The sequence below is a fragment of the Nocardioides sp. InS609-2 genome (genome assembly GCF_023208195.1).
GTDB lineage: Bacteria > Actinomycetota > Actinomycetes > Propionibacteriales > Nocardioidaceae > Nocardioides.
Genome location: NZ_CP060034.1, coordinates 2,361,214 through 2,375,579, shown reverse-complemented (window position 1 = coordinate 2,375,579; position 14,366 = coordinate 2,361,214). Strand labels below are relative to the sequence as shown.

At 69.7% G+C, this 14,366-nt stretch carries 12 protein-coding genes; 2 read left to right on the top strand and 10 right to left on the bottom strand.

Annotated elements, in window-relative coordinates; all coding sequences use genetic code 11:
- Window positions 1-7: 7 nt before the first annotated feature.
- The 5 genes from H4Q84_RS12340 to H4Q84_RS12320 form a co-directional block, all read right to left on the bottom strand.
- The gene (locus tag H4Q84_RS12340; protein ID WP_248579396.1) at window positions 8-1,180 is read right to left on the bottom strand and encodes a nucleotide sugar dehydrogenase; all 1,173 of its coding nucleotides are present in this window, start codon (window positions 1,178-1,180) and stop codon (window positions 8-10) included.
- 28 nt (window positions 1,181-1,208) lie between these two features.
- Complete coding sequence (locus H4Q84_RS12335) at window positions 1,209-2,351, bottom strand: aminotransferase class I/II-fold pyridoxal phosphate-dependent enzyme (RefSeq protein ID WP_248579395.1); 1,143 nt, start codon at window positions 2,349-2,351, stop codon at window positions 1,209-1,211.
- Window positions 2,352-2,438: 87 nt separating this feature from the next.
- Complete coding sequence (locus tag H4Q84_RS12330; protein ID WP_248579394.1) at window positions 2,439-4,436, bottom strand: NADPH-dependent 2,4-dienoyl-CoA reductase; 1,998 nt, start codon at window positions 4,434-4,436, stop codon at window positions 2,439-2,441.
- A complete protein-coding gene (locus H4Q84_RS12325) occupies window positions 4,433-4,963 on the bottom strand; it encodes a PadR family transcriptional regulator (protein WP_248579393.1) in 531 nt (176 codons plus the stop codon). The genes H4Q84_RS12330 and H4Q84_RS12325 overlap by 4 nt, the downstream gene beginning before the upstream one ends.
- 52 nt (window positions 4,964-5,015) lie before the next feature.
- A complete protein-coding gene (locus tag H4Q84_RS12320) occupies window positions 5,016-5,408 on the bottom strand; it encodes a hypothetical protein (RefSeq protein WP_248579392.1) in 393 nt (130 codons plus the stop codon).
- A gap of 255 nt (window positions 5,409-5,663) precedes the next feature.
- On the opposite strand from H4Q84_RS12320, the gene H4Q84_RS12315 reads away from it, so the two are divergent.
- Window positions 5,664-6,815, top strand: a complete 1,152-nt coding sequence (locus tag H4Q84_RS12315; RefSeq protein WP_282580235.1) for a CaiB/BaiF CoA-transferase family protein — start codon at window positions 5,664-5,666, stop codon at window positions 6,813-6,815.
- Window positions 6,812-8,260 (top strand): NAD(P)/FAD-dependent oxidoreductase, encoded by a 1,449-nt coding sequence (locus H4Q84_RS12310; protein WP_248579391.1) that lies wholly within the window; start codon window positions 6,812-6,814, stop codon window positions 8,258-8,260. The genes H4Q84_RS12315 and H4Q84_RS12310 overlap by 4 nt, the downstream gene beginning before the upstream one ends.
- A 2-nt stretch (window positions 8,261-8,262) precedes the next feature.
- Here H4Q84_RS12310 and H4Q84_RS12305 read toward each other — a convergent pair whose 3' ends face one another.
- From H4Q84_RS12305 to H4Q84_RS12285, 5 genes are read right to left on the bottom strand one after another with little or no spacing between them, the layout of a single operon-like run.
- Window positions 8,263-9,477 carry an AGE family epimerase/isomerase gene (locus tag H4Q84_RS12305; protein WP_248579390.1) on the bottom strand — a complete coding sequence of 405 codons (1,215 nt, stop codon included), beginning with the start codon at window positions 9,475-9,477 and terminating at the stop codon, window positions 8,263-8,265.
- Complete coding sequence (locus H4Q84_RS12300; RefSeq protein ID WP_248579389.1) at window positions 9,474-10,442, bottom strand: glycoside hydrolase family 130 protein; 969 nt, start codon at window positions 10,440-10,442, stop codon at window positions 9,474-9,476. Before H4Q84_RS12300 ends, H4Q84_RS12305 begins: the two co-directional genes overlap by 4 nt.
- Window positions 10,443-10,492: 50 nt before the next feature.
- Complete coding sequence (locus tag H4Q84_RS12295; RefSeq protein WP_248579388.1) at window positions 10,493-12,547, bottom strand: hypothetical protein; 2,055 nt, start codon at window positions 12,545-12,547, stop codon at window positions 10,493-10,495.
- A 44-nt stretch (window positions 12,548-12,591) separates the two neighbouring features.
- Window positions 12,592-13,413 carry a carbohydrate ABC transporter permease gene (locus tag H4Q84_RS12290; protein WP_248579387.1) on the bottom strand — a complete coding sequence of 274 codons (822 nt, stop codon included), beginning with the start codon at window positions 13,411-13,413 and terminating at the stop codon, window positions 12,592-12,594.
- 1 nt (window position 13,414) lies between these two features.
- The gene (locus H4Q84_RS12285) at window positions 13,415-14,356 is read right to left on the bottom strand and encodes a sugar ABC transporter permease (RefSeq protein WP_248579386.1); all 942 of its coding nucleotides are present in this window, start codon (window positions 14,354-14,356) and stop codon (window positions 13,415-13,417) included.
- Window positions 14,357-14,366 lie beyond the last annotated feature (10 nt).

Sequence of the window (14,366 nt, the reverse complement as noted above, 5' to 3'; positions counted from 1 at the left end):
CGCGACCTCAGTCAGACCCGAACAGGTCCCGCGTGTAGACCTTGTCGTCGACATCCCTGATCTCGTCGACCATCCGGTTGGCCACGATCACGTCGGAGACCTGCTTGAACTCGTCGAGGTCGCGCACGACGCGCGACCCGAAGAACGTGTCCTCCCGCAGCTCGGGCTCGTAGACGACGACCTCGACGCCCTTGGCCTTGATGCGCTTCATGATGCCCTGCACGCTGCTCGACCTGATGTTGTCGGCGGCCGCCTTCATGATGAGCCGATGGATGCCGACGACCTGTGGCCGGCGCGACAGGATGTCGGTCGCGACGAAGTCCTTGCGCGCGGTGTTGGAGGTGACAATCGCCTCGATCAGGCTCTGCGGCACGTCCTGGTAGTTGGCCAGCAGCTGCTTGGTGTCCTTCGGCAGGCAATAGCCGCCGTAGCCGAACGACGGGTTGTTGTAGTGCGTCCCGATGCGCGGGTCGAGGCCGACGGCGTCGATGATCTGACGCGTCGCGAGCCCCCGCGTGATCGCAAACGAGTCGAGCTCGTTGAAGAACGCCACCCGCATGGCCAGGTAGGTGTTGGCGAAGAGCTTGATCGCTTCGGCCTCGGTCGGCTGGGTCAGCAGGATCGGCACGTCCTTGTCGATCGCGCCCTCGACGAGCAGGTCGGCGAAGCGTTGCGCCCGCGGGCTGTCCTCGCCGACGACGATCCGCGACGGGTGCAGGTTGTCGAGCAGGGCCTTGCCCTCCCGCAGGAACTCCGGCGAGAAGATCACGGTGTCGATGCCGAGCCGGGCGCGGACGTCCTCGACGTAGCCCACCGGGATCGTCGACTTGATCACCATGGTTGCTTCGGGGTTCGCGGCCAGCACGTCGGCGATCACCTTCTCGACCGAGTCGGTGTTGAAGTAGTTGGTGACCGGGTCGTAGTCGGTCGGCGTCGCGATGACGACGTACTCCGCATCCGCGTACGCCGAGGCTCCGTTGAGGGTGAAGGCGAGATCGAGCTCGCGGGTCCTCAGGTACTCCTCGATCTCGGCGTCGCTGATCGGACTGATGCCCCGGCCGAGCCGATCGACGCGATCGGGGTCGACATCGACGCCGATCACCTCGTGGTGCTGGGAGAGGAGTACGGCGATGGAGAGGCCGACATAGCCGAGGCCGACGACGACGATCTTGGTGGTCACCCCGGCATTGTGCCCGAACCGGCCCTGGTCAGGAGGCAAGGGCAGCGGCCATCCGGTGGACGATCTCGGTCAGCCGCTCGGGCGAGGTTGCGATGTTCAGGCGCACATGGCCCGCCAGACCCGCCTGGTAGTCGCTTCCGTCGAACAGCCACACCCGCCCGCGGTCCCTGATCAGCTGCGCCGCTTCGTCATGCCCGTAGGCCCGCAGGTCGAGCCAGACGAGGTACGTCGCCTCGAGCGGCCGCATCCGCGCCTGCGGCAGGTGTTCCGCCAGTAGGCTGGCCAGGAGTGAGCGCTGTTCGTCGAGCCGTTGCACGAGTGCCGCCAGCCACGGGTCCCCGTGGTTGTACGCCGCCACGGCGGCCACGACGCCCAGCGTCGACCACGAGTCGTTACGCACCATCGGCACGTTCACGAGCCGGTCGCGGGTGGCCGGGTCGGTGGTGATGATCTGCGCGCACCGCAGCCCTGCAGTGTTGAACGCCTTCGACGAGGCCACGACCGCGACCGCGTGGTCGGCCGTGCCGTCGATCGCCAGGTACGACACGTGCTCCGCGCCCGGCAGCACCAGCGGGGCGTGGATCTCGTCGCTGATCACCCGGGCCCCGTGCCGCACCACGACGTCGCGGATGCCCTCGAGCTCGGCACGCGTGAACACCCGACCCCACGGGTTGTGCGGCTGGGTCAGCAGCAGGGTCCGCGCACCGTCGGCGAAGAGCCGGTCGAGGTGGTCGAGGTCGATCTCGGCCCGGTCGGCGTCGGGGTCGAGCAGCAGGTCGACGCGCTCGCGCCCGGTGACCTGCGCGACCTCGAGCTGCGGCGAGTACGCCGGTCCGGGCATCACCATCGGGCCTTCGTCGGAGAGGACGTCGAGGGCGAACCGCACGCCCGCCGTCACGTCGACCACCGGCAGCACCTGCCCCGGGTCGACGTCCTGGTCGTAGTGCCGCGCCGCGAACCCGGCGTACGCCTTGCCCAGCTCGCCGCCCGTCTCGAACGGCGGGTAGCCGGTCATGCCCAGCGCCACGGCATCGGCCAGCGCCTCGGCGACCGGCGGCGCCAGGGCGTAGTCCATCTCGGCTACCCAGGCGGGGATCTCGTCGGCCGCCGCCATGCCCCACTTGAGGACCAGGGCGCGCCGGGCTTCGTCGTCGGTGAAGTCGCGGATCATGTCGCCACGCTATCGCCCGGTAGTCCAGTCACCTTTCGTCGTCCCGCCGGCAGCGAAGCGACAAGTTCCGACTGGACTATCCAGCGGTCACAGCGAGGCAGCGACCTCGGTGCCCTGCTTGATCGCCCGCTTGGCATCCAGCTCGGCAGCCACGTCGGCCCCGCCGATCAGGTGCAGCGAGGGGTGTTCGAGGTCGTCGTACACCGAACGCACCGAGTCCTGACCCGCGCACACCACCACGGTGTCCACGGCCAGCACCTGCGGCTGCCCGTCGACGGTGATGTGGAGGCCGGCGTCGTCGATCCGGTCGTACGACGCCCCCCCGATCTGCCGGATCCCCGACTGCTTCAGCACGGCCCGGTGCGCCCAGCCCGACGTCTTGCCCAGGCCGATGCCGATGGGCGTGGTCTTGCGCTGCACGAGCGTGACCTCGCGGATCGGCGTACGCGGCTTCGGCGAGCTGAGCCCGCCCACGTGCAGCGTCGGGTCGCCGACACCCCAGTGCGACATCCAGTCGTCCAGGTCGTCGGCGGGGTCGTGGGTGAGGAACACACTGATGTCCACCCCGATGCCGCCGGCGCCGATGACCGCGACGCGAGGACCAGGCACCACGGTGCCGTTCAGGACGTCTGCGTACGACGCCACGCTGGGGTGGTCGATGCCGTCGATGTCTGGCATTCGCGGCACGACCCCGCTCGCGACCACCACGTGGTCGAAGCCGGCCAGGTCGTCGGGCGAGGCCGCCGTCGAGAGGCGTACGTCGACACCGAGGACCTCGAGCCGCCGGGTGTAGTAGCGGAGCGTGTCGGTGAAGTCCTCCTTGCCGGGCACCCGCATGGCCAGCCGGAACTGGCCGCCGGGCTCGGCCGACTTCTCGAAGAGGGTCACCGCGAGACCGCGCTCGGCAGCGCTGACCGCCGCCGCGAGACCGGCAGGCCCGGCGCCCACGACCGCCACCGAAGCCGGCCGACGAGTCGGCATCAGCACCAGCTCGGTCTCGTGGCACGCCCGGGGGTTCACCAGGCACGACGCCCGCAAGTTGTCGAAGACATGGTCGAGGCATGCCTGGTTGCAGGCGATGCACGTGTTGATCTCGTCGGCCCGCCCGGCCGCGGCCTTGGCCACGAACTCCGGGTCGGCCAGCAGCGGACGAGCCATCGACACGAGGTCGGCCTCGCCCGACGCCAGGATGGAGTCGGCCAGCTCGGGGGTGTTGATGCGGTTGCTCGCGCACACCAGCACCGACACCTCCGACTTGAGTCGCGCCGTCGCGCTGCGCCAGGCCGCGCGCGGCACCTGGGTGATGATCGTCGGCACCCGCGCCTCGTGCCAGCCGATGCCGGTGTTGAGCACGCTCACGCCGACCTCCTCGAGGCGGTGCGCCAACTCGACGACCTCGTCCCAGCTCTGCCCTCCCTCGACCAGGTCCAGCAGCGAGATCCGGTAGATGATCGGGAAGTCGTCGCCGACCTGCTCACGCGCCCGGCGCACGATCTCGACGGGCAGTCGCATCCGCTTGGTCGCCGTACCTCCCCACGCGTCGGACCGGTCATTGGTGCGCGCGGCGAGGAACTGGTTGATGAGGTAGCCCTCGGACCCCATGATCTCGACGCCGTCGTAGCCGGCCTTCTTCGCCAGGCGTACGGCGTTCGCGAAGTCCGACGCCGTCCTGTCGACACCGCGTGTCGACAACGCCGACGGCTTGAACGGCGTGATGGGCGACTGCTTGTTCGACGCGCTCACGCTGAACGGGTGGTAGCCGTAGCGCCCCGCGTGCAGGATCTGCATGGCGATCGCGCCGCCCTCGTCGTGCACAGCGTCGGTCACCCGGCGGTGCCGCATCGCCTGCAGCCGCGTCGTCATCTCGGAGCCGAACGGCTTGAGCCAGCCGCGCTTGTTGGGGGCGTAGCCGCCGGTGATGATCAGCCCGACCTCGCCGCGCGCCCGCTCCGCGAAGTACGCCGCGAGCTTGTCGATGTCCCACGGGTAGTCCTCGAGCCCGGTGTGCATCGAGCCCATCACGACCCGGTTCCGCATCCTCAACGAGCCGATGGTCAGCGGCGCGAGCAGGTGGTCGTAGGTCATGGGTGTGCCTCCAGGTATTCGTCGAGCCAGCTGATCCAGAACTTCTCGAGCCCGATGCCCCCGCGCAGCACGAGGTACTGGTCGAGCTCGTGACCCACGAGGAGCGACGGCTCGGGGTAGTCGCGCTTGGCGAGCAGTTCGTAGTGGGCGAGCCGGGTCCGGTGGTCGGCCAGCGTGTCTCGCACCGTAGCCAGCACCGCTTCCCGATCTCCGTACGACGCCCCGCGGAGCTTGACGGCCAGCGCACTGCGGAAGGTCTCGACCGGGGTCGGCTCGGCCAGCCACTCGGCGAGCACGCGCTCGCCCGCCGTCGAGACGGCGTACACCTTCTTGTCGGGCTTCCCGCTCTGGGCGACCGCCTCGGCGCTCACCCAGCCGTCGGCCTCCATCCGCGCAAGGACCCGGTAGATCTGCTGGTGGGTGGCGTGCCAGAAGTAGCCGATCGACTTCTCGAACCGTCGCGCGAGGTCGAGCCCGGACGCGGGCTGTTCGCGCAGGGCGACGAGGAGGGCGTGTTCGAGGGCCACGGAGCGAGGATGGCAGACCTATGCAACGAGTTGCAATCGGGTGTGGTCCGGGTCACTCCGGGATCGGAATGCCGCGCGAGGTCAGGTAGGCCTCGGACCGTGCGAGCAGGTCGGCGCGCTTCGCCGAGATCTGCTTGATGCTGGCGTAGACGGACTTCTTGAACGCGCCCTCGTGGAGCAGGTCCAGGTCGGGACGCTCGAGGAAGACGTCGTAGAACGGCGCCAGCGTGGCATCGGTGAACTTGAAAACCCCGGCAAGCGCCTCGAGGGGAGCGCCGAGCCGCGGGACCACCCGGTTGACGTCGGCGCCGGCCTCGATCATCCGCCGGAGGAGTGCGGGCTCGGCGTCGAAGTCGTGCGCCGTACCGCTCAGCAGCACGTGCAGCTCGTTGGCGTGTGCGGTCACCTCGGCGCCGCCGTCGAGCAGCCGGTTGGAGATCGCCACGCGCGCCGCCGGGTTGCCGCTGCCGAGCGCCAGCCCCAGAAGGGATGCACCCGAGAAGTCGAGGTTCGCGTCCCCGGGCTCGTAGATCGCGCTGAACTCCGCGAAGGAACCCCGGGCGGCGGCGCCGTGCAGCGCAGAGTTGTCGCGCCTGGTGCAGTTGAAGATGCCCCATGTCTCTCACCGTAGCCGGATCCCTACCCGGACCTGAGACGCTCATTTCCTCGACCCTGACAGTGGTTCTGTCATGATCGCGCCATGGACTACGCGCTGGGACAGGGCACCGGACCGCTGCGAGGGGTCAAGGTCGTCGAGATCGCCGGCATTGGGCCCGGCCCGCACGCCTGCATGATCCTGGCCGACCTCGGTGCCGACGTGATCCGCATCGAGCGCCCCTCCGACGGGATGTTCCCGACCAACGACAAGGACGTGCTCAACCGTGGCCGGCCGAGCGTCGCGCTCGACCTCAAGGACACCGCCGCGGCGGGCGTCGTACTCGAACTGGTCGAGGGTGCCGACGTGCTCATCGAGGGCATGCGGCCCGGCGCCATCGAGCGCCTCGGCCTCGGGCCCGACGATTGCCTCGGGCGCAACCCGCGGCTGGTCTACGGCCGGATGACCGGGTGGGGGCAGGACGGTCCGCTGGCACACACGGCCGGGCACGACATGAACTACATCGCCATCACCGGCGCACTCTTCGGCCTCGGCCAGGACCGCGGCCGGCCGCACTTCCCGAGCAACCTGGTCGGCGACTTCGGCGGCGGCTCGACGTACCTTGTGATCGGCGTGCTCGCGGCCCTCCTGGAGGCCCGGCTCAGCGGTCAGGGGCAGGTCGTCGACGCCGCGATCGTCGACGGTACGGCGCACCTCAACGCCATGGCGATCACCCTGTCCGCCGTCGGGCTGCAGCGCGAACGCCGCGCCTCCGGGCTGCTCGACGGCGGCACGCCGTTCTACGACATCTATGAGACCTCCGACGGCCGGCACATGTCGGTGGGTGCGCTGGAGCCGCAGTTCTACGACGAGCTGGTGCGGCTGCTCGAGGTCGACGTGCCCGACCGCAACGACCCGGCCAGCCTGCCGGCGCTGCGTGAGGTGTTCACCGCACGGTTCAGGGAGAAGACGCAGGCCGAGTGGGTCGAGCTCTTCGAGGGCACCGACGCCTGCGTCGCCGGCATCATCACTCTCTCCGAGGCGGCGACGCATCCGCACCTCGCGGCCCGTGGCACGTTCGTCGAGGCAGACGGGCTGACCCAGCCGGCCCCGGCTCCGCGCTTCTCGCGCACGAAGGCCGAGCTCGGCCAACCGCCCGCCCCGGCCCCCGGCGCCCACACCCGCGAAGCGCTGGCCGCCTGGGGCATCGACGACATCGACCACCTGCTCGACAACGGAACGGCGGTCCAGGCATGACTGACATCGACCACGTCGACGTACTCCTCATCGGTGCCGGCCTCTCCGGCATCGGCGCGGCCTGCCAGCTCGGCCGGGAGCACCCGGGGCGCTCCTACACGATCCTCGAACGGCGCGACGCGAGCGGCGGCACGTGGGACCTGTTCCGCTACCCGGGCGTGCGGTCGGACTCCGACATGTTCACCCTCGGCTACCGGTTCAAGCCGTGGCGCGGCGACAAGGCGCTCGCCGACGGGCCGTCGATCCTGGAGTACGTCCGCGAGACCGCGCAGGAGTACGGCGTCGACGAGCACATCCAGTACGCCACGCACGTCACGGGCGCGTCCTGGGACACCGACACCGGGCGCTGGGCCGTCACCGGCACCCGCGACGGCGCGCCGTTCGCGATGACCTGCGACTTCCTGTGGTGCACCAGTGGCTACTACAACTACGACCAGGGCTTCACGCCGCACTTCGAGGGCATCGACGACTTCGGTGGCCAGGTGATCCACCCGCAGCTCTGGCCCGAGGACATCGACTACGCAGGCAAGAAGGTCGTCGTCATCGGCTCCGGCGCGACCGCCGTGACGCTGGTGCCGGCACTGGCTGACTCGGGCGCCGCCCACGTGACGATGCTGCAGCGCTCGCCGACGTACATCCTGTCCCTGCCGGCGATCGACAAGATCGCGCGAGGGCTGCGCAGGGTGCTGCCCGAGAAGGCGTCGTACTCCGCGACCCGGTGGAAGAACGTCGGCGTCGCCACCGGCATCTACCAGCTCTCGCAGCGGCGGCCGGAGTTCATGCGCGGGCTGATCCGCAAGGCGACGGTCAAGGCGCTTCCCGAGGGGTACGACGTAGACACCCACTTCAAGCCGGTCTACGACCCGTGGGACCAGCGGTTGTGCCTGGTGCCCGACGGCGACCTCTTTGCGTCGATCTCGCGCGGCGACGCGTCGGTGGTGACCGACACGATCGTGCGGTTCACCGAGACGGGCGTGCTGCTCGGGTCAGGTGAGGAGCTCGAGGCCGACATCGTGGTCACCGCCACCGGCCTCAACCTGGTGGCGTTCGGTGGGCTCGACCTGGTCGTCGACGGCGAGCCGGTCGCGCTGCCCGACACGATGGCCTACAAGGCGCTGATGCTCTCGGGCGTGCCCAACTTCGCCTACACGATCGGCTACACCAACGCCTCGTGGACGCTGAAGGCCGACCTGGTCGCGGAGTTCGTCTGCCGGGTGCTCGCGCACCTCGACGAGCACGGCCAGCGCATCGTCGTACCCGTCGACGACCCCGACGTCGCGCGGCTGCCGTTCATGGACTTCATGGCCGGCTACGTCCTGCGCGCCATCGACCAGCTGCCCAAGCAGGGTGACGTGGAGCCGTGGAAGCTGCGCCAGAACTACCTGTACGACGTCCGCTCGATCCGGCGCGCGCCGATCGACGACGGGGTGCTGGCGTTCAGCTGAACTCAGCCCAACAACCCGTCCCGCAACGCAGCCGCGAGCGTCGGCGCCAGCGGCAGCCGCGGAATGAGCGTGGCCTGGAACGCGTGGTAGGTGTCGGGCTTGCCGCTCCACACCACCGCGCTGGGCCGGTTCTGCGCATCGAGCTCGTGCCGCCAGGAGCCGAGATCGCGGTCGATGAAGAACTCCGCGAGGTGGTCCCACCAGGTGGAGTACCACTCGGCGTACGACGCGTCGCCGGTCGCCGTGTGTAGGACGGCGGCGGTGGCGGTGGCTTCCGCGGCGACCCAGTGCATGCGCTCGCGTACGACGGGTGCGCCGGCCCAGTCGACGGTGTAGACGAACCCGTCGGCGCCGTCGACCGCCCAGCCCTCCCGCACTGACGCGTCGAAGAGCGCGACGGCGTCGTCGAGCAGCCACTCGGGTGCCGAAGGTCCGAGGGCGGCCCGCAGGTGCAGGGCCAGCCGCGCCCACTCGAGCCAGTGGCCGATCGTGGCGCCGTACGGGCGGAACGGGTCGGCTGGGGCGTCGATGTTGTAGTCCAGCAGCGGCGTCCACTGCTCGTCGAAGTGCTCCGGCAGCCGCCACTCGTGGGCAGGCCCCAGCTCGTGCACGACCCGCGTCACGATGCGCAGCGCCCGGTCGAGCAGGGTCCGGTCGCCGGTGGCGTCGGCCGCGGCGAGCAGTGCCTCGACGGTGTGCATGTTGGCGTTCACGCCGCGGTAGGGGTCGAGCGTCGAGAACGACTCGTCCCACTCCTCGACGACCATGCCGTGCTCGTCGTCCCAGAAGCGTGTGAGCAGGACAGACAGTGCCTCGTCCAGCAGCTCGCGCGCACCAGGTCGCCCGGCACAGGTCGCACTGGCCGCAGCTAGTACGACGAACGCGTGCGGGTAGGCGCTCTTCTCGCGACCGGTCGGGCCGTCGGGCGTCACCGCGGCGTACCACCCACCGTTGTCGGCGTCCCGGAAGCGGCCGGCGAGCGCAGCAAGCCCGTGGTCGGCCAGGGCTCCGCTCCCCGGGCGGCCCAGCAGGTGCCCGAGGGAGAAGACGTGCGTCATCCGGCAGGTGATCCACAGCTCGACCGGCCGGTCGAGCTGTGGCCGCCCCGACTCATCGAGCCAGGCGAAACCTCCCGACGGGTGGCGCGAGCCCCGGCTGAAGTCGAGCAGCCGGTCGCCCTCGCCCTCGAGCCACCGGGCGTGTGCGGGGGAGATCACTCGCCGAGCTTGGAGTAGCGGGTCCCGACCTCGTAGGTGGCCACACCGAGAGTCGAGTCGCTCTGGCCGTAGTAGGCGAACCAGGTGCCCTTGAAGTGCACCAGCCCCTCGACGAAGGTCACGTTCGAGACCAGCCCGTGCGTGTCCTCGTACGTCGACGGCTCGAGCCACGGCTTGTTCATCTGCGCCAGGATCTCGGTGGGCGCCGCAGGGTCGAACAACAGCTGCCCGCACGAGTAGCGGACCGAGCCGTCCGGGTTCTTCACCGCTGCGTTGTGCACCAGCAGGATCAACCCGTTGTCGGTGATGATCGGCGGCGGCCCGACCTCGACCAGGAACTCGCCGAAGGTGCCCGGTGCGGTCGGCACCATGATCGGGTCGTCGTTGGGGCCGGGCGTCCAGTGGAGCAGGTCGTCGGACCACGCGTGATAGATCGAGCCCTCGCCGAAGTACATGAGGTAGCGACCGTCGATCGGAACCGGCAGGATCCCGCCAGCCTTGCTCCACGGTGCGTCCTGCCCGTTGCCCTGCGGCAGGAACGTGTTGAAGTCGGGGAACATCGGTCCGTGCTTGGTCCAGCTGACCAGGTCGGTGGACGTGGCCAGGCAGAGCTGGGCCGACGTCCGGTCCCAGCCGGTGTAGGTCAGGTAGTAGGTGCCGTCGACCTCGCTGACCCGCGGGTCCTCGGCGCCGAACTCCTCGTAGGGCTCGGTCGGCGAGAGCACCGGATCCGGGTGCCGCTCGAAGTTGATGCCGTCGTCGCTGGTGGCCAGCCCGACGTACGACACGATGTCGTCGGCGTGCGCCCGGTAGAGCAGCACGATCTTGTCGTCCTTGACGATGGCGGCCGGGTTGTAGACGTTCGCGGACTCCCAGCCGTCGCCCCGGGGGCTCAGGATCGGGTTCTGCGCGTACGGCGTGAAGGGTCCCAGCGGGAAGCTGGCTGGTGCGGTCGGTGAAGGCATGGTTCCTCAGATCTGCTCGTGTCGAACGGCGCGTTCAGCGGGTCGGGCTGTCATCGACGGACCAGGACGAATCCTCCGGCCGGTACGGCGACGGACACCGTGGTCGCGGGGGAGCGTCGGCTCTCCACGAGCCTGCCTCGGCCGTCGTACGCCCGGATGAGGGCCTGGCGGCTCCCGGGCAGCCGCACCTGCGTGCGCTCGGTCGAGTCCGAAGCGCTCCGCAGCAGCGCGGTGGTGTGGCCGTTGCCCTGGAGGACGAGGCGGGAGACCAGGGGCTCCAGCATCACGCCGTCCAGGGCGGCGGGGTCGCCCGGCGCGGTCGACGTCGTCGCGGTGAGTGTGCCGGCGCTGGCCTTCAGGGTCCGCGGCAGCGTCACGGGGAGAAGTGCGCCGGGGGCGGGCGAGTCGCCCTGTGCGCCGATGTCTCCGGAGTCGACGGTGCCGAGCACCTTCTTGCCAGCGCGGAACGTGGTGACGGCATCGCTCCCCGGCCGAAGGTCCGTGACCGGGAGGACGAGGGAGCGGGTGTGGTCGGGCAGGGTGATGGTGGCGGAACCGCCCGAGCCGAGTGCGGCGTAGCCGGTGCCGGAGAACAACGACTCACCCGTCCACAGCGACGTCGGTACGACGGCAGTGGCGTCGCCGGCGAGCGCGCCGTCCTCGGCCTGCACGGTGACAGTTCCCTGTCGCTCCACGATGGAAGCGGTCTGGGCAAGCTCCGCCACGTCGGGCGCCTGGTCGAGGGCGATCATCGCGAGCAGCCCGTGGATCGTCGACTCCGCGCCGGAGTTGCGGTTGATCACGCCTGCCGCGGAGATCCCGTCGAAGGTCCGCCCGGTGGCTGGGTTGTACATCGCCTCACCGGCCGGGTTCGCTCCGAAGAACCAGGCGGCGACGATGCCCGCGAGCTGGCGGGCGGAGTCCTTGCCGGTGGCCTGGCCGGTGGCCAGCAGCGACTGCAGCCTCGCGTCGGCGCCGTACGCGATCTGCGAGGCGTCGCCACGGGTGGGCAGCCGGCCGTTGTCGGGCCCGCCGGACGTCAGCATCCACGGGTCGAACGTGAACGAGTCCCTGATGGCGGGCCTGGCCAGCCCGGGGTCACCGAGGGTGACCGACGCGCGGGCGAGTGCGGCCGGCATCTGCGAACCCCAGGCGTGCCACAGCGAGCGGGACAGTGCCCACGGGCGGACGGACCCCATCGGCCAGGTCTGTGCATCGCCGCCGGAGAGGGCGGCGATGCCCTCGCTCAGCTTCGCCAGGGTGGCGCGGGCCTTGTCGGAGCCGCCCGCGTCGACGTACGCCGCCAGCCCGAGCACGGCCTCGGCCGACGCGTCTGCGCCGTCGGCGATCAGCCAGGCGGGCGCTAGCTCGCCGTCGATGTCCAGGTGCTCGCCGTAGGCGTCGAGGACCTGCCGATCGATGGCGTCGATCGAGAGCTCGAGCCGGTCGCGCAGGAAGGCCGCGAAATCGGGGTCCGACTCGGCGAACGCGGCGTAGCCCTCGCCGAGGGCCCAGATGGTGCGGGCCACCCAGTAGGACGCATCGCTGTCGGAGGGGTCGGGCAGCTCGACCGGCTCGGCACTGGGGTTCAGCGTGCCGTCGGGCTGCATCCAGAGCACCACGTTGCCGGCGTTGGGGCCGGTCGCGGTCTGCAGGTAGGTGAGCCCGCGCAACATCTCGTACGCCGCGTCACGACTGGCGGTCGCACCGGTGGCCTGCCAGTGGCGCAGGTAGACGACGGCCGCACGGGCCATGTCGTCGGCGTTGAACGCGCCCTGGCCCCAGGTGTCGGTGGCCGCGTCGTAGCTGCCGCCGCCGACGTGCCTGTAGCTGCCGTCGGGGTTCGGCTCCGCGTAGGTCCACAGGGTGCCGATCGACGGCTCCTCCGCCAGCCGGTACGTCGTGTGGTCGTCCTGGGCGGGTGGCGTGACGGGCACGCTCAGCCAGTCGAGGTGGTCGAGGTTCGTCAGTGCCGACGAGGCAGCACCGGGCGCGGTCTGAGCGGAGACGGCTGGCGTCGAGCCGGCTGACAGGGCGACGCCGAGTACGACGGTCGCCGCGGCCGCAGTCAGGCGCGTCCAGCGGCGTACGGGCTGGCTGTTCATGGGGTTCCCCATTCGGTGGAGGTGGCTGGCTCGCGGAGTCCAGGTCATCCCTTGACTCCCGACCCGATGTCGGAGGTGGTGAAGTGCTTCTGGAAGACGACGAACAGCGCGACCGCGGGCGCAGCCAGCACGACAGCGCCGGCGAGGATCGCGCCATACGGGTTGGCGGCACGGCCGGCGATGTTGCTGATGTAGTTCGCCAGCGATACCGCGAGCGGCTGCATGTCGGCGTCCTTGGTGACCAGGAACGGCCACAGGAACTCGTTCCACGGTCCGATGAAGGTGAACAGGATCGCGGTGAGCATGGCCGGGCGGACCAGAGGCAGGGCCACCGACCACAGGATTCGCAGCTCACCGGCGCCGTCGAGACGAGCGGCAGAGAAGAGGTCCTCGGGCAACTGCAGGAAGAACTGCCGGAACAGGAACACCGCAGTGGAGTTGATCGCGAACGGCAAGATCATGCCGAGGTAGGAGTCCGAGAGCCCGTAGGTGCGCACGATCATCACGTAGATCGGGATGATCAGCAGCTGGAACGGGACGATCTGGACGAGCAGCATGACCGAGAACAGGGTCCCCCGGCCACGGAAGCGCAGCCGGGCCAGGGCGTAGCCGGCCAGCACACCGAACACGACAGTGCCAAGGAGCACGCCGCCGGTGAAGATCCCGGAGTTGGCCAGCGACTGGAGCAGGTTGATCCGCTCGTTGATCTGCACGTAGTTGTGGAAGGTGAAGCCACCGGTGGGGAACACCCCGGCCAGGGACGTGTCGGGTTCCCTCTGCACCGACGTGACGAACATGTAGTAGAAGGGGAACAGGAACAACAGGGCACCGATGAAGAGCACCAGGTGTCGAAGGATCCGGGTCATGTCACTCCCTCTCCAGCAAGAACTTGTTGACCAGCGCGATCAACAGGACGCCGATCACGAGGAGTACGCCGATCGCCGCGGCGGTGTCGGGACTGCCCTGCTCGATGCCCTTCTGGTACATCACGAGGACCGGTGAGGCCGAGGCGCCGTTGGGGCCGCCGCCGTTGGTGAGCAGGTAGGGCTCGGTGAAGAGGTTGGCGCCGGTGATGATCGCCAGGATGAGGACCAGCGTCGTGGCCGGCCGCACGCCCGGGACGGTCACGTGCCAGAACGACTTCGCCTGGCCGGCGCCGTCGACCGAGGCCGACTCGTAGAGCTCCTTGGGCACGTTCTGCAACGCGGCCAGGTAGATCAGGACGGAGAAGCCGAGCTGCTTCCAGGTCACGAACATCGCGATCACCGGCATGGCCAGGCCCTTGTTGACCAGCCACGAGGGTTTCGGCGCCAGGTCACCGAGCAGCTGGTTGACCATGCCGCCCTGACTGAACAGGAAGAGCCACACCGACACCAGCGCCACGCTGGCGGTGACGTAGGGGACGAAGTAGGCGATCCGCAGGAACGAACGGCCGCGGATGGCCCCGTTGAGCGCGGCGGCCAGGACCAGGGAGAGCGCCACGGTCAGCGGCACGTTGATCACGAGGAACTCGAGGACGTTGAGGAACGACCGGCGTACGGCGGGGTCCCCCAGCACCTCCTTGTAGTTGTCGAGCCCCACGAACGGCCGGTCCACCTGTGCCCCGGGCGCGCTGAAGAAGTAGTCGTGGAAGCTGATCCACACCGCGAGCCCCAGGGGGTACGCGAACACCGCGGCGAGGAAGATCGCGTACGGAGCCGCGAGCACGATCCCGAGGGGCTGGCGGCCCAGGAGGGCCGCCAGCTTGCTGGAACGCGGGCGAGTGCCCGGAGGGGCACCTGTCCCCGAGGTCGCGCTGTGCGTTGTCATCGCGCCCGGG